Consider the following 19,737-nt stretch of genomic DNA (forward strand, 5'->3'; position numbering starts at 1 on the left):
CTAGGATTCCATGACCGACTTCTCTCCCCGTGAAATCGTTTCCGAACTCGACCGCTATATCGTCGGCCAGACCGACGCCAAGCGCGCGGTATCCATCGCTTTGCGCAACCGCTGGCGACGGCTGCAGCTGACCGGCCAGCTGCGCGAGGAGGTGCTGCCGAAAAATATCCTGATGATCGGGCCAACCGGCGTCGGCAAGACCGAGATCGCGCGGCGGCTCGCAAAGCTCGCCGGCGCGCCGTTCATCAAGGTCGAAGCCACGAAATTCACCGAGGTTGGTTATGTCGGCCGCGACGTCGAGCAGATCATCCGCGACCTGATCGAGGTCGCGATCGTTCAAGTACGCGAGCGCAAGCGCAAGGACGTGCAGGCGAGAGCCCAGCTTGCCGCCGAGGAACGCGTGCTCGACGCGCTGGTCGGCGCCAATTCCAGCGCCGCGACGCGCGATTCGTTCCGCAAGAAACTGCGTGCCGGCGAGCTCAACGACAAGGAAATCGAGATCGAGACGCAATCCTCCGGCGGCATGCCGATGTTCGAGATTCCCGGCATGCCCGGCGCGCAGCTGGGCGCGATCTCGATCGGCGACATCTTCGGCAAGATGGGCGGCCGGACCAAGACCCGCCGCCTCACCGTCGAGGGCTCCCACGAGCTGCTCGTCAACGAAGAATCGGACAAGCTGCTGGACAACGATCAGCTGGTGCAGGAAGCGATCAACGTGGTCGAGAACAACGGCATCGTGTTCCTCGACGAGATCGACAAGATCTGCGTGCGCGAGGGCCGCAGCGGCGGCGGCGATGTCTCGCGCGAGGGCGTGCAGCGCGACCTGCTGCCGCTGATCGAGGGCACCACGGTGTCGACCAAGCACGGCGCGGTCAAGACCGACCACATCCTGTTCATCGCCTCGGGCGCGTTCCACATCGCAAAGCCGTCGGATCTGTTGCCGGAATTGCAGGGCCGGCTGCCGATCCGGGTCGAGCTGTCGGCGCTGACCCGCGACGACCTGCGGCGCATCCTGACCGAGCCCGAGGTTTCCCTGATCAAGCAATATGTCGCGCTGATGCGAACCGAAGGCGTCACGCTTGATATCACCGACGACGCCATCGACGCGCTTGCCGACGTGGCGGTCGCCGTCAATTCGACCGTGGAAAATATCGGCGCGCGGCGATTGCAGACCGTGATGGAGCGGGTGCTGGACGAGATTTCCTTCGCCGCCCCCGACCGCCACGGCGAGACCATCCAGATCGATGCGGACTATGTGCAGAAGCATGTCGGCGATCTCGCCAAGAACGCCGATCTGAGCCGGTTTATTTTGTAGCCTCGTAGCCCGGATGGAGCGAAGCGCAATCCGGGGATCGACCTGCATGTGAGGCAGCCCCGGATTACGCTTCGCTCCATCCGGGCTACGCACAACCTGACGACATCGCGAATAATGGCGCGTTGCGCCCCGCCTATCCGCCATGTGATAACTTCGAAGCTGTTCCAGCCGTTGTTTCGGGTGCCGAATGAATCTGCGTGTGCGGGAAGACCCCTGGCGCCTGATGCTTGCCGTCAACGTCGCCGTCCTGATCGGGGTCTTTCTCTACAAGCTGACGCGCGAGCCCTACGTCCCCTACGTCCATCTTCTGGTCGATTATCATTTCGGCTTCACCAAGCGCGCGCTGATCGGCGCGCTGGTGTCGCTGTTCACAGCCAAGGTGCCGGTGTGGCTGGTATTCGCGCTCTCGGGCAGCGTCTGGCTCGTCACGGCCGCACTCTTCATCGCATTGTTTCGGCGAACCTTCGGCTTCGACGAGAAGCATCTGCCGCTGTTCGTGTTCATGGCCGGCTCGCCGTTCTTTCTGAAGAACTTCATGCATACGCTCGGGCATTTTGACATTTACGGCTGCCTGTTCGCGATCGGCCTCTTGCTGGTGCCGGCGCGCTCCGTCGCCCTTGTGCTGCTTGCCGCGCTGGCGTCGATAATCCTCGTCCTGATCCACCACATCCACTTGCTGATGTATGTGCCGACCATCGCCGTGATCGTGCTGCTGCGATATTATCTGGTGCAGGGATTCAACCGGCAAAACGTTTCCGTCGGCATCGCGGCGGCGTTGTGCGTCGGGCTGTTATTCCTGGCGGCGCAATTCTGGGGAACGATGGCGGTGCCCGAGGCGGAATTCGTCCGCTACCTGCAGAGCCGGATGGCCGACCCCAGCCGCACTAATCTCCTGAGTTTCAGCTATATCTGGTACCAGCCGCTCGGCAAGGAGGTTGCCGATACCTGGGCGCGCTTGCCCTCCAACATCCTCGGCATTCCCGTGTTTGCGCTGCTGATCTGGCTGCACACCCCGCTCTGGAAATATTTTACCAGTCTGATCCGAATGCTGACGGAGGATGTGCACCGGCGCGTCGTCATTGCCTCGCTTGTCGTGGTGAGCGCGGCCTATCTGGTGATGTTCGCAATGGTGTTCGACTATTCGCGATGGATCTCGAACTGGGCGGTCTGCATGTTCCTGATCCTGCACGCGGTGAAAACCCTGCCCTGCTCGCAAGCCGTGCCGCCGATCCCGACCCGCGACCCGAAGACCACGCTGTTCGGCTGGATCGTGACGCTGGTCCCGCGGGTCGGCATCGTCAGGCCCTTCTGACCGGGGAGCTACAACCTCGCGCGGCGGATCCGCACATAGAGCGCGCCCTCGCCGCCATGGCCGATATGCGCCTCTTCAAAACCGACCACCAGCGAACGAAACTCGGGCAAGCTCAGCCAGTGCGGCACCTGGCGGCGCAGCACCCCGCGTTCGCTTTCAGCACCCACTTTACCCTTGCCGGTGATGACGAGCACAAAAGTCAGTCCGTCGTGATGGGCGCGATGCAAAAAGCCTGACAGCGCGTGGTGGGCGCGGGTCTGGGTCATGCCGTGCAGGTCGAGCCGGGCGTCGATCTGCTTCTTGCCACGGGACAATTGCGAACGCTCGCGGCGCCCCAGCGGCGCCAGCGGCGGCGCAGCCGGCACCTCCGGTTTCGCCGCCCGCAGGATTTTGGCCGAAGTGGGCGGCTTGGGCGACGCAACAGGTTTCAGCACAGGAGCTGCCTCGACTAGCTCCGGCCTTGCGGCGCGCGGCTTCTTGCGCAGCGGTTTTATCTGTTTGGCAACGCTCTCCCACAACGCGCGCTCTTCTTCGCTCAGGCCGCGCTTGCGGCGCGGCGGCGTCGGCAATTCCGGGATGGGAGTCGAGGAACGCTTCATCGGCCGCGGCGATAATGATGGTAGCGATGGCGACGCACCTCGCGGGCCGGGGCGATATTCGGCCGGGCTTCCGGCAGCGGCACAATTGTCGATGCCTGCGCTACGGCGGTTGTCGGCTGGACCGGCGCGGCCACCGGATTTTTGCCGGGCTCGGCGGTCTTCGCCACATCTTTTGCGCCCAGGGCCGCTGAGGCGTCCGCCGGCTTCGTGCCGCTCTTCTGATCCTTCAAAGGATCGACCTGCGGAAACAGCTTTGCAATTTTTGCCGACGGCCGCGCGTCGGGCAGCGGCATCTTGCGGCCTCGCGCCGCCGGATCGAGACTCTTCGGCACCAGAATCACAAAGCGCATGTTGTTCTTCAGCCGGCCGGACACCTTTCCTGCATCCGCGCCCGCGCCGAAATAAAGGTCGGCGCGCGCCGGCCCCGTGATCGCAGATCCCGTATCCTGCGCGATCATCAGCCGGCGGAACGGCGTCTTCGACTGCTCCGATTCGATCGGCAGTTCGCCTTCGATGAAAAACGGCGTGCCGTAGACATGCAGCGCCTTGTCGACCGCGATCGAGCGGCCCGGCGTCAGCGGAACGCCCTGCGCGCCGACGGCTTCATCCCTATCGGAGAGCGGCACCTGGCGAAAGAACACGTAGGAGCGGTTTTGCCGGCGCAATTCGTTGGCGCCGTCGGGGTTCTGCTCCATCCATTCGCGGATCTTCTGCATCGACATCTGGTCTTTCGGAATGATGCCACGGTCGATCAGGATACGGCCAACCGCCGTATAGGGATAACCATTATGCGCGTCATAATTGATGCGCAGCGTCGAGCCATCCTCGAGGCGGATCCGTGCCGAGCCCTGGATCTGCGCGAACAACAGATCGGTCTGGCTTTTCAGCCAGCAGATCTCCAGACCCCGGCCGGCAATCGCGCCGTCCTCGATCTCGGCGCGATCATAATAAGGCACGAGCTTGCGGCGGCCGATCTTGCGGAACACCTCGCCCTTGTTGGGCAGGCTAGGCGCGTCCTGCTTGAAGCCACGGACGAACAGATTGGAAGGACGGCGATAGACCGGCACAGTGTAGATGTCGGTCTGGGTGCGGGAGCCGTCGAGGATCGGCTCGTAATAGCCAGTGACGAAGCCGGCATCTTCCCCGAGCCGCGAGATGCGCAAGGGCAGAAAATGCCCTTCAAAAAATGCCCTGGCCCTGGCGCCGTCGGAAAGTTCGATGGCTCTCGCGGCGCGGCAGGGATCGCGGAGAGAGCCGCCGAGCGCCTTGGCCTCAGTCTTGGAATCGACCAAGGGATCCTGCTGCGCGGAAATCGGCTTGCAGCTTATGCGAAACGCCTTGAAGGCCTGTAGATGGTCGTCATCGTTCCAGCCGGCGATGTCCGCCCAGGCCACCGGAACATATTGGCTGCCGTTGATCTGAAGCGGCCATTCGAGCGCGGGATAGGGCAGATGCCGAGGCGCACTCGCTGCGGTGTGCGCGGGATGCAGCTTGCGCGCGGCGATCGCCGCAAACGGGGCCAGCGACAGCACGAGCGCGATGACACAAAACGCGGCGGCGTATCTTCCGATGCCACGCGCGTTAGTGAGCGCTTCCCGTGCCGACCAGCTTCCAGTTCGGATCGCGTGAAGTCGTGTCCCGAGCGAATGTCCAAACATCGGTGATATCGGTGACCTTATCCGGATTGCCGTCGACAATCGTGCCCGCCTTGTCGCGGGTGACCGAGATCATCTGCGACACAAAGCGGACCGTCAGTTGTGCCGACTTTTCGCGGGACTCCGCCCCGACCAATTCGGCTTTATCGATCGACACGAAGCGGGTTTCAGTCTTCTGCTCGCGCTTCTCGCGATCCTTGATCACGGCTTCGAAACTGTCATAGACCTCGGACGACAACAGATCCTTCAACGCGCGGCGGTCGCCATTGGCGAACGCCAGCACGATCATCTCATAGGCGCTGCGCGCGCCTGAAATGAAATGTCGGGGGTCGAACGAGGAATCCTGCGCGGCAATGGCGTCCAGCCCCTGAGCCAGCGGCGTGCCGGGTTCAGTCAGGCCTTTCCAGCGGTCGGTCGGCGGCGTCACCTCCGCCGTGGGCGCCAGCGGCGCCTGGTCGATCACCGCGCCCGGTATCGGGACGACATTGTTATTGTCCTGCGGACCCTGCGCGACGTTGCGTGCGGGGCGATCATAGGGCGGCCGCTCGCCTCCGGTGCGCTGTCCGAGGACGTTGCGCAAGCGCAGGAAGATGAAGACCGCCAGCGCCAGGAAGATGATGGTGTAAATATCCACGTCGCTTTTGCTTTCTGTTCTCACGCCGGCAACGGGTCCGGCGGTAGAGCGTTCCCTTGCCGAAGCGGCAGAGACTACATCACGGATGGGTCAGCAGCATGTAGGCACGAAACTTGGCCCGGCCAATGGCGCCTTTTGGCATGAAAAGCCATGCCAGGGGAAATCGGCCAAGCCGGCACACTTTGCCGGTTTGCCACAGCCCAAATTGTAGCGCGTTTTGGCGGGCGGGGGAAACCCCGATCATGCCCGGAAATCGCGCCTATTCAACAATTTAGGGCGCATTCCAGGCGCCAAGGACGGCTATTTGCCGCACGCGGCGATTCCCTAAGGCTCGGCGCGGCAGGCGGAGCGCGATTGTCATCCTTGTGGAGTGAGGCGGGGCTATGTTAGCCACTCGCCCCGTCAACCGCATTTTCCCAAAGCCCGGGCGAATTCAGACGCAAGACCAGTCGCCGCTCGCTTGAAATACGCTCCAGGAGAGATTTCCATGACCAACGGCAACGGCGCACCGCCCGAAGCGGCCCCGCCCCAGCTCAATGTGCTGGCGCAATACACCAAGGACCTGTCGTTCGAGAATCCGAACGCCCCGAGCTCGCTGGCGCCGCAACAGCAGCAGCCGGCGATCAATATCCAGATCAACGTCAGCGCCAACAACCTCGCTGAAAACGAGTACGAAGTGACGCTTTCGGTCGAGGGCAAGGCGGAAACCGCCGGCAAGGTGATGTTCAGCTTCGACCTGGCCTATGCCGGGGTATTCCGGATTATGAACGTGCCGAAAGAAAACCTGCATCCGCTGGTCATGATCGAGTGCCCTCGGCTGTTGTTCCCGTTCGCCCGCGAGATCATCGCCACTTCGGTGCGCGATGGCGGTTTTCCGCCTTTGATGCTGGACCCGGTGGATTTCGTCGGCCTGTATCGCCAGAACATGGAACGGCAGGCGGGCGCCCCGGGCGCGCAGGCCAAGCCGAGCTAAACGCTCAAGCGACGAAAAATTCGTTCCAGATCGGCTTGTCGCCCAAGGTGGCGACAAAGGCCCGATGCGCCGCACGATCTTCCTCTGATATCCGCGGCGCCAACGGCACCTCGCGTTGCCGCCGCGGCATCTCGCCGTAGCCGCCCGCGCGGGTATCGCGGGTTTCGGCTGCCAGGATCAGTTGCGACTGCCGCGCGCCGATCAGATCGATATAGACCTCGGCCAGAAGCTCGGCGTCGAGCAGCGCGCCGTGCTTGGTGCGGCGGGAATTGTCGATGGCATAGCGCGAGCAGAGATCGTCGAGCCGGTTCGACACGCCGGGATGCTTGCGCCGCGCCAGCAAGAGCGTGTCGACCAGCCGGTCGCGCGCGATCGGCTGCCGCTTGATGCGGTCGAGTTCGGCGTTGATGAAGGAGATGTCGAACGACGCGTTGTGGATCACCAGTGGCGCATCGGCGATGAATTCCAGGAACTCGTCGACCACATGGGCGAATAGCGGCTTGTCGGCGAGGAATTCGGTGGAAAGCCCGTGCACGGCGAAGGCCTCGGCCGGCATGGCGCGCTCGGGATTGATGTGCACGTGAAAGATCTGGCCGGTCGGCATGCGGTTGAAAATCTCGACGCAGCCGATCTCGACCAGCCTATCGCCGCGCAGCGGGTCGAGGCCGGTGGTTTCGGTATCGAGAACGATTTCGCGCATGGAGGACTGACCGGGAAAAGGCGAATCAGGTTCGCCGCTGCGGCATCTTAGCAGCCTGATCCAGAATGTCTCGGATCCGGGCGCGTACCGGGTCGAGCCCGTGCGATGTATCCACCACGAAATCCGCACGCTTGCGTTTTTCGGCGTCGGGCAGTTGCCGCGCCAGGATGGAATCCAGCACCTCATGTGTCATGTTACCACGCGCCAGAATTCGCTCGCGCTGATTCTCCGGGGACGTCGTCACCACCACCACCGCATCGACGCGTTTCTCACCGCCGGTCTCGTACAGCAGGGGCACATCGACCACGGCCACCGGCGCGCCGGATCGCTCGGCATCCCAAAAGAATTTCTGGCGCGAGGCGCCCAGCATCGGATGAACGATCTGCTCGAGCTGTCTCATCGCGGCCGGATCATGCACGACCCGCGCCGAGAGAAGCGCACGATCGACCCTGCCGTTCACCGTCGTGCCCGGAAACGCCGCTTCGATGGCGGGCGCCGCCTCGCCTTCGTACAAGCTGTGAACGGCCGCGTCGGCGTCGTAGACGGGAACACCGGCCTCCGCGAACAGCTTTGCGGCGGTCGATTTCCCCATCCCGATCGAGCCGGTCAGCCCAAGAATAATCATCGAGCTCCTGCCATTGGCCGGTTCATCATGGCTTGTTTTACACCGCGAGCAGCCCCTCGCTACGCAAAAACGCGAGCAGTTGCAGCAGCGGCAGGCCGAGGATGGTGAAGTGGTCGCCTTCGATACGCTCGAACAAATGGACGCCGAGCCCTTCCAGCTGGTAGGCGCCGACGCTTGAGGTCACGGCCTCGCCGGCCTCGTTCAGATATGCCTCTATTTCGGCATCGGAAAGCCGCCGCATCGTCATCCCGGCGCTCGATCTGGCTTCGAACAGGATCTTGCCGTCGCGCGCCACCGCAACGGCAGAGTGCAATTCGTGTCGGTTGCCGGCCAGCGCACGCAATTGCTCGGCGGCATCGGCCCGGCCCGCAGGCTTGCTGAACAGCTGCATCGCCAATGCCAGGGTCTGGTCCGCGCCGACGACAAATCGGCTGGAATGTTGGCTCGACACCATCAGGGCTTTTTCACGCGCCAGCAGGCCAGCGATCGCTCCGGGCGACCCAAGACCGGAGGATTGCTGCACAGCCCGTTCGTCAATGTCGGCCGGAACGGCTTCGAAATCGATGCCGGCATTGGCGAGCAGCATTCGCCGCCCGCGGCTTTGCGACGCCAGGATCAACGGAGATGGCCCGCGCCAAAGCGTCATTCGGGAAGCCGTTGTTTCTGCCGGTCGGTGAACAGTTTCAGAATCGCGGCGGCGGTTTCCTCGATCGATCGCCGAGTGACGTCGAGCTGCGCCCAGTTGAATTTGGCGCTCAATCGCCGCGCAAATGCAACCTCATCCGCGACGGACTGCCGATCGATATACTCATCATTGCCGCGATCGGCGCCCATGCTTAGCAGACGGTTCTGCCGGACCTGGATCAGGCGCTCCGGCGTCGCATGCAGGCTGACGACCAGTGGCTTCGTCAGCGTTTCCAATTGATGCGGGATCGCGATGCCCGGCACCAGCGGAACGTTGGCGGTGCGGACGCCGCGGTTGGCGAGGTAGATCGAGGTCGGGGTTTTCGATGTACGGGACACGCCGACCAGCACCACATCGGCCTCCTCCAGGCCTTCGACGTGCTGGCCGTCATCGTGCATCATCGTATAGTTCAAGGCATCGATGCGCTTGAAATATTCCGCATTCAGGGTGTGCTGCGCGCCGACGCGCCCCGTGGTGGCGGCACCGAGATAGGCCTGGAACAGTTGCATGACCGGGCCGATGATCGAGAGGCTCGGTATATTGATCTGCTGGCACTTGGCTTCGAGCCTGCCGACCAGATCCTTTTCCAGCAAGGTGAAAAGCACGATGCCGGGCGCTTCCTCGATCTCGTCGAGCACGCGATCGAGCTGCTTCTGGCTGCGTACCAGCGGATAGACATGCTCGACCGGCGTCACGTTGGCGTATTGCGCGGCCACCGCGCGCGCCACCGTGATCAGGGTCTCGCCGGTCGAATCAGAGACCAGGTGAAGATGAAAATAACTTCCGGACGTAGGCACCAAAACCCCTGTGTAACCTGTGAATCCTTGTGGACCTTAGCTGAGAGAATCGGCCGGGAAGCGATCGGTCAGGGATAACCCGGCTTTTTCTTCACAGGCCTCGAAAGAGGGATAAGTCCGAAGGCCCGGGGCAATGATAGTGAGGTTGTGTGGGCTTGTCTCTTCATAAGCTGACGACGAGCCGGCGCAAGTGTCTGACAGCAGTCGAGTTATCCGTATCACCTGGCGGCCGGCCGGGAATGTTGATGGATGTGAATAACGGGGCGCAACCGCGGGACATTTTTGTGCGGACGCTAATCACCGCTACTTAGACTCAAACCTAAGATTCTAAAATTATTAGTTTAGAAAAGCGGTGCTTTGCGGATATGTCTCGCTTCGGATCGGAACTGGAGCGCGGGCAACACCAAGACCGGGCCGAGCGTTCCAGCATTTTGGCAAACAGCACGGATGGAATTTTTCGGATGTACGACTGGATCAAGGCGCTGCATGTGATCGCGGTCATCGCCTGGATGGCCGGGATGCTCTATTTGCCGCGGCTGTTCGTCTATCATTGCGAGGCGGAAGCGGGATCAAAGCAGTCCGAAACCTTCAAGGTGATGGAACGGCGGTTGCTGAAGGCGATCATCAACCCGGCGATGATCGTGACGTGGCTGGCGGGGCTTTACCTCGCCTGGGCCGGTCATTTGTTTTCAGCGGGCTGGTTCCACGGCAAATTGCTGCTGGTGCTGCTGCTGTCGGGTGTCCACGGTTTTTTTGCCCGCTGCGTGAAGGATTTCGCCGCCGACCAGAACACCAGAAGTCAGAGATTCTATCGTTTTATCAATGAGGTACCCACCGTACTGATGATAGGCATCGTGATTCTGGTGGTTGTGAAGCCGTTTTGATGGGCACCGTTGCCAACAGCTGAGGCTGCCGGCCTCCTTGCGTAAGGCCGGGCGATTTTCTATATTACCGAAATCCCACCCCACGCAGGCGGATGTGGTTGCGTTTCGGTTCTCCATTTGAACCGGCCGCCGCATCAGGTTTGAAGCCTCTCCGGCGCTTTCCTTGCTTAGACCTGCGGACCTTCCTGATCTCGCGTCCGCATTTTCAAAAAAGCCACCTCGCAATTCCTCTCCCAAACTACTCCACAGGACCATCCCAATGCGGGAAATGAAACTTCAAGACCTCAAGGCCCAAACGCCAGCCGAGCTCGTCTCGTTTGCGGAAGAAAAAGGGGTCGAAAACGCCAGCACCATGCGCAAGCAGGAGCTGATGTTCGCCATTCTCAAGCAGCTCGCGATCCAGGAAACCGACATTATCGGCGAAGGCGTCGTCGAGGTTCTCTCCGACGGTTTTGGATTTTTGCGTTCACCGGACGCCAACTATCTGCCCGGTCCGGACGACATCTACGTCTCGCCCTCGCAGATCCGCCGCTTCGGGCTTCGCACCGGCGATACCATCGAAGGCCACATCCGCAGCCCGAAAGAAGGCGAACGCTATTTCGCGCTGCTCAAGGTCAACACACTGAATTTCGAAGACCCGGAAAAGTCGAAGCACAAGGTCAATTTTGACAATCTGACACCGCTGTTTCCCGATCAGCGCTTTCGGCTCGAGCTCGAGGATCCGACCAGAAAGGACCTTTCGGCAAGGGTTATCGACATCGTCGCCCCGATCGGCAAAGGCCAGCGCGCATTGATCGTGGCGCCTCCCCGCACCGGCAAGACCGTGCTGATGCAGAACATCGCCCATTCGATCACGGCCAATCATCCCGAGTGTTATCTGATCGTGCTGCTGATCGACGAGCGGCCCGAGGAAGTCACGGACATGCAGCGTTCGGTGAAGGGCGAAGTCGTCTCCTCGACCTTCGACGAACCGGCGGTGCGTCACGTCCAGGTCGCCGAAATGGTCATCGAAAAAGCAAAACGCCTGGTTGAGCACGGCCGCGACGTCGTGATCCTGCTCGACTCGATCACGCGTCTCGGCCGGGCCTACAACACCGTGGTGCCGTCATCCGGCAAGGTGCTGACAGGCGGCGTCGATGCCAACGCGTTGCAGCGGCCAAAGCGATTCTTCGGCGCCGCGCGCAATATCGAGGAGGGCGGCTCGCTCACCATCATCGCGACCGCGCTGGTCGATACCGGCAGCCGTATGGACGAAGTGATCTTCGAAGAGTTCAAGGGCACCGGCAATTCCGAACTGATTCTGGACCGCAAGGTTTCCGACAAGCGGACCTTCCCGGCGATCGACATTTCGCGCTCCGGCACCCGCAAGGAAGAACTGATCACCGATCCGCAGCTCCTGAAAAAGATGTACGTGCTGCGCCGGATCCTCAATCCGATGGGCACGATGGACGCGATCGACTTCCTGCTCGACAAGCTGCGCAACACCAAGAACAACGCCGAATTCTTCGAGTCGATGAATACCTGAGTCATTCGACGGTTTTGGAAAGAGGGGCGTCCTTTGCAAGGGGCGCCCCTTTTTGCTGCTCGGATTGCTGCAGCATTGGTGTAGCATAAATGGAGCTGGCGGGTTTTCCGGTAGCCCCACAAGTAACTGAGATATCTTGTTAATCTTGGTTTTTACTAGCCCGATAATCTGCATCGGTCGGCAAGATTAACCTGCAAAATTGCTGCGGACCGCCGGTTCTTTGCCGAAATGAAGTTACGTTGCCTTTTCAACGGGCTCGGAGGCAAATAGGTGATGCATCCCCGCGAACAGACCATTTTTGCCGTTTCGTCGGGCCGGCTGCCGAGCGCGATTGCCATCGTGCGGGTATCCGGGCCGCAGGCCGGGGCGGTTCTGACTGCACTTGCCGGAAAGCTGCCGGCGCCGCGCATGGCGACGCGCGCGCTATTACGGGATGCGAATCAGCAACCGATCGACGATGCGGTGATCCTGTGGTTTCCCGGACCGGCCAGTGCAACCGGTGAGGACATCGCCGAATTTCACGTTCACGGTGGGCGGGCGGTACTGGCGGCGCTGTTCACGGCGCTCTCGGCCTTCGCCGAGCTGCGCGCGGCGGAGCCGGGCGAGTTCACCCGGCGCGCCTTCGAGAATGGCAAGCTTGACCTCACCGAGGCCGAAGGTCTCGACGATCTGATTCATGCCGACACCGAGCGGCAACGGCGCCAGGCGCTGCGTCAGCTGAGAGGCCTGCTCGGTGAGCGCGCGCGCAACTGGCGCGACCAGATTATCGAGGCCTCCGCACTGATCGAGGCCGGCATCGATTTCTCCGATGAAGGCGACGTGCCCACCGAGCTGATCGCACCGGCGGTGGCAAGGATCAAGACGCTGCTCGGCGAGATCGAGGAAGTACTTGCGGCACAGGGGCGGAGTGAACGGCTGCGCGACGGGCTGGTGGTCGCGATCGCGGGCCCGCCCAATGTTGGCAAGTCGACGCTGATGAATACGCTGGCGCGGAGGGAGGTTGCGATCGTCTCGCCGCACGCCGGCACCACGCGCGACGTGATCGAGGTGCAGCTCGATCTCTCTGGCTATCCGGTGACGGTGATCGACACCGCGGGCATTCGCGAGACCGACGATCCCGTCGAGCAGGAAGGCGTGCGGCGGGCGAGGACGCGCGCGGCGGAAGCCGATCTGGTCCTGTGGATCAGCGATGCGCAACACGATGAGCGCGCCCAGCAGGTCGATGCGCCGGTGTGGCGGGTCCGGAACAAGGTCGACCTGGATGCGGCAGCAGCCGATCGGACGAATCGCCAAAAACCGGCGGATTATTTGGGGCAGGGTCGGGGAGGCACGGATTTCGGAATTTCGGCGAGCCGGGGCGATGGGATTGCGGAGTTGATTGCCGCCGTGGTCGGCTTTGCGGAAAAATATTTCGGCGCGGACGACGGGGCCCTGATTGGGCGGGAGCGGCAGCGGAAATTGCTGCAGCAAACCGCGGCTTCGCTGCAACGGAGCATAGCAGCGGTTCGGGAGGGCGAGGAACTGGCGGCCGAGGATCTGCGGATGGCTGCCTATTCGCTCGGGCGGCTCTTGGGCCGGGTCGATGTCGAAGATATCCTCGATGTGATCTTTCGGGAATTCTGCATCGGCAAGTAATAGTCTTATATGAGAGAAATATTTCTTAATTCATAATATCGTTTCACGTGAAACCCCCTCGGAAGGATCAGCGCTGTTTCACGTGAAACATAGCCCCGCGCCGAACTTACCGCTTTCGGGATTTGCTGCCTCGGGATAAAAGTCCGGCCATGCTGACCCGGCCAGGATCATTCGACGTCATCATCATCGGCGGCGGCCACGCCGGCTGCGAGGCCGCGAGCGCGGCTGCGCGCCTAGGCGCCCGGACGGCGCTGCTCACCCATCGATTTGCGACCATCGGCGCCATGTCCTGCAACCCCGCGATCGGCGGGCTCGGCAAGGGCCATCTGGTACGCGAGGTCGATGCGCTGGACGGTTTGATGGGTCGCGTGGCCGACGCCGGCGGCATCCAGTTTCGGATGCTCAACCGGCGCAAGGGACCGGCGGTGCGCGGGCCGCGTGTCCAGGCTGACCGCAAACTCTATGCCGCGGCGATGCAAGCCGCGATCCTGGAAACGGCCAATCTCGGCGTGATCGAAGGCGAGGCCGACGAGCTCATTGTTCGGGACGGCCGCGTCACCGGCATTCGCCTGGCCAACGGCCGTGAGCTGTCGGCTGGCGCGGTGGTGATCACGACCGGGACCTTCCTGCGCGGGCTGATCCATCTTGGCGAGAAGAACTGGCCGGCCGGCAGGGTTGGCGAGGCGCCGGCGCTGGGTCTCACGAAGTCCTTCGAAGCCGCCGGCTTTACGCTGGGACGGCTGAAGACCGGGACTCCGCCGCGGCTCGACGGTACCACGATCGACTGGTCGGCAGTGGAGATGCAGCCCGGCGATGAGCCGCCGGAGCCGTTTTCGGTGCTGACCGAGAAAATCACGACGCCGCAGATCCAGTGCGGGATCACCCGCACCACCGCGGCGACCCACGAGGTGATCCGGGCCAATGTGCATCGCTCGCCGATGTATTCCGGGCAGATCAAGAGCACTGGTCCGCGCTATTGCCCCTCTATCGAGGACAAGATCGTCCGTTTCGGGGATCGCGACGGCCACCAGATTTTTCTGGAGCCGGAAGGGCTCGACGATTCCACCGTCTATCCCAACGGCATCTCGACCTCGCTTCCGGAAGAGGTGCAGCTCAAGATCCTGGCTTCGATCCCGGGACTGGAGCGTGCGCGGATGGTCCGCCCGGGCTACGCCATCGAATACGACCACGTCGATCCCCGCGAACTCGATCCCACCTTGCAGACCAGGCGGCTGCGTGGGCTGTTCCTGGCCGGGCAGATCAACGGCACCACGGGATATGAAGAGGCCGCCGCCCAGGGCCTGGTTGCCGGGCTCAACGCAGCCTTGGCGGCCGGCGGCTCCGACCCGGTCGTGTTCGACCGTGCGGAGGGCTACCTCGGCGTCATGATCGATGATCTTGTGACGCGCGGCATTACCGAGCCGTACCGGATGTTCACCTCGCGGGCCGAATACCGGCTGACCCTTCGGGCCGACAATGCTGACCAGCGGCTGACCGATAAGGGGATCGTGCTGGGTTGCGTAGGGCAGGTGCGCTCGCAGTATCACCACGCCAAGATGGCGGCGTTGGAAGCCGCGAAGGTTCTGACCAAGTCGCTGACGCTGACGCCGAACGAGGCTGCCCGGTATGGCCTGGCGCTCAACAAGGATGGCCAGCGCCGCTCGGCCTTCGAGCTGTTGGCCTATCCGGAGATCGGCTGGAGCGAGATCCGTGGGATCTGGCCCGAGCTCTCGGCCATTGAACCAGGGATCGCGGTCCATCTTGAGATCGATGCGAAGTACGACGTCTATCTGAAGCGCCAGATCGCCGACGTCGACGCTTTCCGGCGCGATGAAGGGCTGATTCTCGGGGATATTGATTACCTGAAGGTGCCGGGGCTCTCCAACGAGGCGCGCTCGAAGCTCGAAGCCGCGCGTCCGTGGACGGTAGGGCAGGCGGGCCGGCTTGATGGAATGACTCCGGCGGCACTCGGCATCCTGGCCGCCTATCTGCGACGGGAAGCCCGGCGGAGGCCTTCAGCGCTCGGATAGAGTTGTTTCACGTGAAACGGGAGGGCGTTCTGATATCGTAACCCGGATGGAGCGGAGCGTAATCCGAGTGGGAGCCACAGCTCTGACGCGAGGCGCATGCGCCAAGCGAAAAGACCAGGATTGCGCCCCGCTCCATCCCGGCGACGCTCTGGATCGTTTCACGTGAAACGACGGTTGCGGTCTCAAAACGAAGGCGCAATCCGGGACGCCTTGCTGTAAGAATGGATGGCCTCGCGGAGCCCCGTCGTCAGGCGCCCGCTTCCGACCCGACGACAATGCCGACTTCAATCTGATCCCACGACCTCATCAATGGAAACGATTTCCAGCTCATCGAATTCCGGTCCCACTGCCGACAAGGCGGAGGCGCTGAAGCTCACGCCTGTTTCACGTGAAACGGAAGCGCGGCTGGATCGCTACCTCGATCTGCTCCGGGAATGGCAGGCCAAAACCAATCTGGTGTCGCCTTCGACGCTGCCGAAGCTCTGGACCCGCCACGTCGCCGATTCGCTCCAACTTTTGACGATCGCACCCTCAGCCGGGTTCTGGGTCGACCTCGGCAGCGGAGGCGGTTTTCCTGGCGTGGTGCTGGCCTGTGCGCTGGCAGAAACACCAAGTGCGATGGTCCATCTGGTTGAGCGCAACGCCAAGAAGGCCGCCTTCCTGCGGGAGGCGTTGCGAATCACCCATTCGCCCGGCACGGTTCATCTCGCAGACATCGGGGATTGTGTGGATAGAATCACTGGCCCGGTGGATTGCATCACCGCTCGGGCGGTGGCTCCGCTACACCAACTCATCGGTTTCGCGGAGCCGCTGGTGAAACGGGGCGCAAAAGCCTTGTTTCTCAAAGGCCAAGATGTAGAGGCCGAATTGACCGAGGCCACTAAATATTGGAAGATTGATCCGCATCTGCATTCCAGCCGCACCGGTGGACATGGCTGGATCGTCGAGCTCGATCGCATCGAGCGGCGCAGTCCGTCCGCCAAAGCCTATGGCACCCGCGCATGACCGTAATTGATCAGATTTATCAAGAGGATAAGGCGCCCACCCCGCCCGGCCACCCGCGCATCCTGGCGCTGGCCAACCAGAAGGGCGGCGTCGGCAAGACCACCACCGCGATCAACCTCGGCACCGCGCTCGCGGCCATCGGCGAGCGCGTGCTGATCGTCGATCTCGATCCGCAGGGTAACGCCTCCACCGGTCTCGGCATCGATCGCCGCAGCCGCAATTGCTCGACCTATGACGTCCTGATCGGCGAGGCGAATTTGCGGGAATCGGTGGTGCCGACCGCGGTGCCCCGGCTCCATATCGCGACGTCCACCATGGATCTCTCGGGCCTCGAACTCGAACTCGGAACGACTCCCGGGCGCGCCTTCCGGCTGCGCGATGCGATCGCCGCGCTGAACACCAACATCTCTCCGGACTCCGATTACACCTATGTGCTCATCGACTGTCCGCCGTCACTCAATCTTCTCACCGTCAACGCGATGGCGGCGTCCGATGCGATCCTGGTGCCGCTGCAATGCGAGTTCTTCGCGCTCGAGGGCCTGTCGCAATTGCTGCAGACGGTGGAGCAGGTGCGCACGACGCTCAATCCCAATCTGTCGATCCACGGCATCGTGCTGACCATGTTCGACTCCCGCAACAATCTGTCGAACCAGGTCGTCGCCGACGTCCGGCAGTTCATGGGCAGCAAGGTCTACAACACCATGATCCCGCGCAACGTGCGCATCTCCGAAGCGCCGTCCTACGGCAAGCCGGTGCTGGTGTACGATCTCAAATGCGTCGGCAGCGACGCCTATCTCAAGCTTGCGACCGAAGTAATCCAGCGCGAGCGCGAGCTGCGCACGCATTAGCCCAGCGAAGTCATTCCGGACAATCCGCATGAGCGGATTGATCCGGAATCTAGAGGTGACAAAAAAGATTCCGACGCCTGGATTCCGGGTTCGCGTCTGGCGACGCGCCCCGGAATGACGGTGAAGACGAAGTAAAACAGGAGCGCTCAAGTTGAATCCAAGGGAGCTGGCGATGGCCGACGAAGCGCGTTCGCGATTGGGCCGCGGTCTTGCAAGTCTGATCGGGGATGTCGGCGGCGAGGCCGCGCATGTCGAGCGGCCGCGCGCCCAGCGCAAGGTGCCGATCGAATTCCTGAAACCCAATCCGCGCAATCCGCGGCGTACGTTTTCCGATACCGAGCTCGGCGAGCTCGCCGATTCGATTCGGCAACACGGCGTGATCCAGCCGATCGTGGTGCGGCCCGTGAAGGGCGTGCAGGATCGCTTCGAGATCATCGCCGGCGAACGCCGCTGGCGTGCCTCGCAGATCGCGGGCCTGCACGACGTGCCGATCGTGCCGGTCGATGTCAGCGACAGCGACGCGCTCGAGCTTGCCATCATCGAAAATGTGCAGCGCGAAGACCTCAACGCGATGGAAGAAGCGCAGGGCTATCACGCGCTCGCCAATGAATTCAAACGCAGCCAGGAGGAGATCGCCAAGATCGTCGGCAAGAGCCGCAGCCATGTCGCCAACATGATGCGGCTGACCAAGCTGCCGGCCGAGGTGCAGGCCTATATCGCGCTCGGCCAGTTGTCGGCCGGCCACGCCCGCGCGCTGATCGGCGTTCCAGATCCTGCGGCCGCCGCCAAGCGCATCGTCGAGGAAGGCCTCAACGTCCGCCAGACCGAGGAGCTGGCCCATGTCGAGGGGGTGCCGGTGCGCAAGCCGCAAAAGGCCCGCGGCGGCAAGGTGAAGGATCCAGACACGGTCGCGCTGGAGAAAACCGTCAGCGACGCGCTCGGGTTTGCAGTCAACATCGATCACCGCGATTCCGGCGGCACCGTTCACATCCGCTACCGCGACCTCGATCAGCTCGACGAGATCGTGCGCAGGCTGGGGACGAAGGGGTAGCCCGGCATTCTGGGGCGAGGGAGACGAGAACAATTCGGCAGCTATCCGCGCGACGCTACAAAAATTCGGCGACAACGCTAATTTTACCGACAATCGCTCGATTGAAGGCGACCATATCTTCCGCAGGGATCCAGTATTCCAGGTGAGCCGAGCCGCCGGCCTTTTGGACTGAATAATTGTCCAAGAAGCTGCGCCGTACTTGAAGGCGAGTGACGAAGCCGGAGCCACTGGCGGGAACGTTCCAGTCGCGCGCGATCTTCACGGCATATTCTTCCGAGAGCACGGGATAGAAGATTGGCTGATCGGGAAGCCGTGGCGGGAAAGCCCGCATATTTGCTTTTCGGATTAATTCCAGCTCGCGCGGTCCGACTGGACGCCAGAGCGTTACGGCATCCAGTTCGGATATTTCGGTCTCTGGCATTCTATGCACGCCGCTTCGCGTTTACCGCGATCGACAGCAGGGTGCGCTGCGCGATCACCGCCGCCAGCGGCGCCTGCTTGCGCAGGTCGAGCGCGGCCGTGGCAAGCTGATCGATGATGGCCGCCAGCCGCGCCGGATTGAAATTGCGCAGCGCGGTTTCGACATTTCCCTTTCGCGAAAAATGCAGGCGCGGAAACCCGCTGTCGAGCAATGTCGACAGCGGCGTTCCCTCGCCGAGCGCCAGCGCCGATTTGTGCAGCCATGCCGCCTGCCGCTGGGCGGCCGCGATAATCATGCCGGGGTAGGTGCCGGCGGTCACGGCCTTGGCAAATTCGGTCTCGACCAGCTCCGGCTTCCCCGCAAAGGCGCCGTCCACGATCGGATCGATCTTCAACTCGGAAGCATCGGACACCACCGTCATCACGTCGTCGAGCGTGACCTCGCCATTGCCGTGGGCGTACAGCGCAAGCTTTTTCAGTTCGTTGCGCGAGGCCTGGCGGTCGCCGCCGAGCAGCGACACCAGCGTGGCGCGCGCGTCCGGCGCAATCCGCAGGTTCGAAGGCCGCAATTCGTCGTCGATCAGTTTGGCAAGGTCGCGTTCGCCGTCGGGATAGCAGCCGATCGCGACCGCGGTCTTGGCGCGCTCGCACGCCTTCCGCAGCGGCGATTCAGGCCGCAACTCGCCGGCCTCGATTACGACGCGGCAGTCCTTCGGCGGCGCCTCCGCCAGCGTGTCGACGCCGCTGGCAAAGCTGCGGGAGCCGGCGCGGACGCGGATTGCGCGGCGGCCGCCGAACAGCGGGATCGTCATCGCCTCGTCGACCAGCCGGGACGGCTCGGCCGCCAGCTCGTCGCCATCCAGCCTCACCAGCGAAAACGGATCGTTGGGGTCATCGACCGCGGATGCCAGCAGTGCGTCGGCACGCTCGCGGACCAGGCCCGCATCGGGACCATAAAGCAGGATGATCGGGCGGCCCGGATCGGGCCGGGCGAGAAAGCTGTCGATTTCTTTTCCGCGAAGCGCGACCACAGGCAGCCTATTC

Annotated in this window: 18 protein-coding genes and 1 pseudogene; 10 read left to right on the plus strand and 9 right to left on the minus strand. The window is 62.6% G+C overall.

What is annotated here, in order from left to right; genetic code table 11:
- Positions 1-10 precede the first annotated feature (10 nt).
- Complete coding sequence (gene hslU / locus B5525_RS09810; RefSeq protein WP_079565828.1) at positions 11-1,315, plus strand: ATP-dependent protease ATPase subunit HslU; 1,305 nt, start codon at positions 11-13, stop codon at positions 1,313-1,315.
- A gap of 187 nt (positions 1,316-1,502) precedes the next feature.
- Positions 1,503-2,627 (plus strand): hypothetical protein, encoded by a 1,125-nt coding sequence (locus B5525_RS09815; protein WP_079565829.1) that lies wholly within the window; start codon positions 1,503-1,505, stop codon positions 2,625-2,627.
- A gap of 8 nt (positions 2,628-2,635) precedes the next feature.
- Here B5525_RS09815 and B5525_RS09820 read toward each other — a convergent pair whose 3' ends face one another.
- The 3 genes from B5525_RS09820 to B5525_RS09830 are packed head-to-tail and all read right to left on the minus strand — an operon-like array spanning position 2,636 to position 5,515.
- Entirely contained in the window at positions 2,636-3,226 is a 591-nt protein-coding gene (locus tag B5525_RS09820) for a Smr/MutS family protein (RefSeq protein ID WP_079565830.1), read from the minus strand.
- A complete protein-coding gene (mltA, locus tag B5525_RS09825) occupies positions 3,223-4,884 on the minus strand; it encodes a murein transglycosylase A (protein WP_079565831.1) in 1,662 nt (553 codons plus the stop codon). Before mltA ends, B5525_RS09820 begins: the two co-directional genes overlap by 4 nt.
- On the minus strand, positions 4,808-5,515 hold the full coding sequence (locus tag B5525_RS09830; protein ID WP_079565832.1) for a Tim44/TimA family putative adaptor protein: 708 nt from the start codon (positions 5,513-5,515) through the stop codon (positions 4,808-4,810). The genes mltA and B5525_RS09830 overlap by 77 nt, the downstream gene beginning before the upstream one ends.
- Positions 5,516-6,002: 487 nt before the next feature.
- Here B5525_RS09830 and secB point away from each other — a divergent pair, with 487 nt between their 5' ends.
- Positions 6,003-6,488 carry a protein-export chaperone SecB gene (gene secB / locus B5525_RS09835; protein WP_079565833.1) on the plus strand — a complete coding sequence of 162 codons (486 nt, stop codon included), beginning with the start codon at positions 6,003-6,005 and terminating at the stop codon, positions 6,486-6,488.
- A gap of 4 nt (positions 6,489-6,492) precedes the next feature.
- Here secB and dnaQ read toward each other — a convergent pair whose 3' ends face one another.
- The 4 genes from dnaQ to B5525_RS09855 are packed head-to-tail and all read right to left on the minus strand — an operon-like array spanning position 6,493 to position 9,295.
- Positions 6,493-7,188, minus strand: a complete 696-nt coding sequence (dnaQ, locus tag B5525_RS09840) for a DNA polymerase III subunit epsilon (RefSeq protein ID WP_079565834.1) — start codon at positions 7,186-7,188, stop codon at positions 6,493-6,495.
- Between the two features lie 25 nt (positions 7,189-7,213).
- Complete coding sequence (coaE, locus tag B5525_RS09845; protein WP_079565835.1) at positions 7,214-7,813, minus strand: dephospho-CoA kinase; 600 nt, start codon at positions 7,811-7,813, stop codon at positions 7,214-7,216.
- 37 nt (positions 7,814-7,850) lie between these two features.
- A complete protein-coding gene (locus B5525_RS09850; protein WP_079565836.1) occupies positions 7,851-8,459 on the minus strand; it encodes a Maf family protein in 609 nt (202 codons plus the stop codon).
- Positions 8,456-9,295, minus strand: coding sequence for a pyruvate, water dikinase regulatory protein (locus B5525_RS09855; RefSeq protein WP_079573152.1), 840 nt, complete (start codon positions 9,293-9,295; stop codon positions 8,456-8,458). The genes B5525_RS09850 and B5525_RS09855 overlap by 4 nt, the downstream gene beginning before the upstream one ends.
- 461 nt (positions 9,296-9,756) lie before the next feature.
- Here B5525_RS09855 and hemJ point away from each other — a divergent pair, with 461 nt between their 5' ends.
- The 7 genes and pseudogenes from hemJ (at position 9,757) to B5525_RS09890 (ending at position 18,273) form a co-directional block, all read left to right on the plus strand.
- Positions 9,757-10,179: a protoporphyrinogen oxidase HemJ gene (gene hemJ / locus B5525_RS09860; protein WP_079565837.1), complete on the plus strand. Its 423-nt coding sequence runs from the start codon at positions 9,757-9,759 to the stop codon at positions 10,177-10,179.
- Positions 10,180-10,438: 259 nt separating this feature from the next.
- Positions 10,439-11,704, plus strand: coding sequence for a transcription termination factor Rho (rho, locus tag B5525_RS09865; protein ID WP_029584660.1), 1,266 nt, complete (start codon positions 10,439-10,441; stop codon positions 11,702-11,704).
- A gap of 273 nt (positions 11,705-11,977) precedes the next feature.
- Positions 11,978-13,339 (plus strand): annotated as a pseudogene (gene mnmE / locus B5525_RS09870) (tRNA uridine-5-carboxymethylaminomethyl(34) synthesis GTPase MnmE); the annotation flags it as partial.
- A 149-nt stretch (positions 13,340-13,488) separates the two neighbouring features.
- Entirely contained in the window at positions 13,489-15,369 is a 1,881-nt protein-coding gene (gene mnmG / locus B5525_RS09875; protein ID WP_079565839.1) for a tRNA uridine-5-carboxymethylaminomethyl(34) synthesis enzyme MnmG, read from the plus strand.
- A 309-nt stretch (positions 15,370-15,678) separates the two neighbouring features.
- Positions 15,679-16,374: a 16S rRNA (guanine(527)-N(7))-methyltransferase RsmG gene (rsmG, locus tag B5525_RS09880; protein ID WP_172899841.1), complete on the plus strand. Its 696-nt coding sequence runs from the start codon at positions 15,679-15,681 to the stop codon at positions 16,372-16,374.
- Positions 16,371-17,222, plus strand: coding sequence for a ParA family protein (locus B5525_RS09885; protein ID WP_079565841.1), 852 nt, complete (start codon positions 16,371-16,373; stop codon positions 17,220-17,222). The genes rsmG and B5525_RS09885 overlap by 4 nt, the downstream gene beginning before the upstream one ends.
- A 172-nt stretch (positions 17,223-17,394) precedes the next feature.
- The gene (locus tag B5525_RS09890; protein ID WP_079565842.1) at positions 17,395-18,273 is read left to right on the plus strand and encodes a ParB/RepB/Spo0J family partition protein; all 879 of its coding nucleotides are present in this window, start codon (positions 17,395-17,397) and stop codon (positions 18,271-18,273) included.
- 55 nt (positions 18,274-18,328) lie between these two features.
- Here B5525_RS09890 and B5525_RS09895 read toward each other — a convergent pair whose 3' ends face one another.
- Positions 18,329-18,694, minus strand: a complete 366-nt coding sequence (locus B5525_RS09895) for an ADP-ribosylation/crystallin J1 (protein WP_079565843.1) — start codon at positions 18,692-18,694, stop codon at positions 18,329-18,331.
- A gap of 1 nt (position 18,695) precedes the next feature.
- The gene (holA, locus tag B5525_RS09900; RefSeq protein ID WP_079565844.1) at positions 18,696-19,724 is read right to left on the minus strand and encodes a DNA polymerase III subunit delta; all 1,029 of its coding nucleotides are present in this window, start codon (positions 19,722-19,724) and stop codon (positions 18,696-18,698) included.
- Between the last annotated feature and the right edge of the window lie 13 nt (positions 19,725-19,737).

The sequence above is a fragment of the Bradyrhizobium erythrophlei genome (genome assembly GCF_900129505.1).
Classification (GTDB): domain Bacteria; phylum Pseudomonadota; class Alphaproteobacteria; order Rhizobiales; family Xanthobacteraceae; genus Bradyrhizobium; species Bradyrhizobium erythrophlei_D.

Excerpts from the sequence above, each read along its gene's own strand:
- B5525_RS09895 (WP_079565843.1), bottom strand. The coding sequence starts at position 18,694 with ATGCCAGAGACCGAAATATCCGAACTGGATGCCGTAACGCTCTGGCGT.
- hslU (WP_079565828.1), top strand. The coding sequence starts at position 11 with ATGACCGACTTCTCTCCCCGTGAAATCGTTTCCGAACTCGACCGCTAT.
- B5525_RS09815 (WP_079565829.1), top strand. The coding sequence starts at position 1,503 with ATGAATCTGCGTGTGCGGGAAGACCCCTGGCGCCTGATGCTTGCCGTC.
- coaE (WP_079565835.1), bottom strand. The coding sequence starts at position 7,813 with ATGATTATTCTTGGGCTGACCGGCTCGATCGGGATGGGGAAATCGACC.
- rsmG (WP_172899841.1), top strand. The coding sequence starts at position 15,679 with ATGGAAACGATTTCCAGCTCATCGAATTCCGGTCCCACTGCCGACAAG.
- mnmG (WP_079565839.1), top strand. The coding sequence starts at position 13,489 with ATGCTGACCCGGCCAGGATCATTCGACGTCATCATCATCGGCGGCGGC.
- secB (WP_079565833.1), top strand. The coding sequence starts at position 6,003 with ATGACCAACGGCAACGGCGCACCGCCCGAAGCGGCCCCGCCCCAGCTC.
- mltA (WP_079565831.1), bottom strand. The coding sequence starts at position 4,884 with ATGTTTGGACATTCGCTCGGGACACGACTTCACGCGATCCGAACTGGA.
- hemJ (WP_079565837.1), top strand. The coding sequence starts at position 9,757 with ATGTACGACTGGATCAAGGCGCTGCATGTGATCGCGGTCATCGCCTGG.
- B5525_RS09885 (WP_079565841.1), top strand. The coding sequence starts at position 16,371 with ATGACCGTAATTGATCAGATTTATCAAGAGGATAAGGCGCCCACCCCG.
- rho (WP_029584660.1), top strand. The coding sequence starts at position 10,439 with ATGCGGGAAATGAAACTTCAAGACCTCAAGGCCCAAACGCCAGCCGAG.
- B5525_RS09890 (WP_079565842.1), top strand. The coding sequence starts at position 17,395 with ATGGCCGACGAAGCGCGTTCGCGATTGGGCCGCGGTCTTGCAAGTCTG.
- dnaQ (WP_079565834.1), bottom strand. The coding sequence starts at position 7,188 with ATGCGCGAAATCGTTCTCGATACCGAAACCACCGGCCTCGACCCGCTG.
- B5525_RS09850 (WP_079565836.1), bottom strand. The coding sequence starts at position 8,459 with ATGACGCTTTGGCGCGGGCCATCTCCGTTGATCCTGGCGTCGCAAAGC.
- B5525_RS09820 (WP_079565830.1), bottom strand. The coding sequence starts at position 3,226 with ATGAAGCGTTCCTCGACTCCCATCCCGGAATTGCCGACGCCGCCGCGC.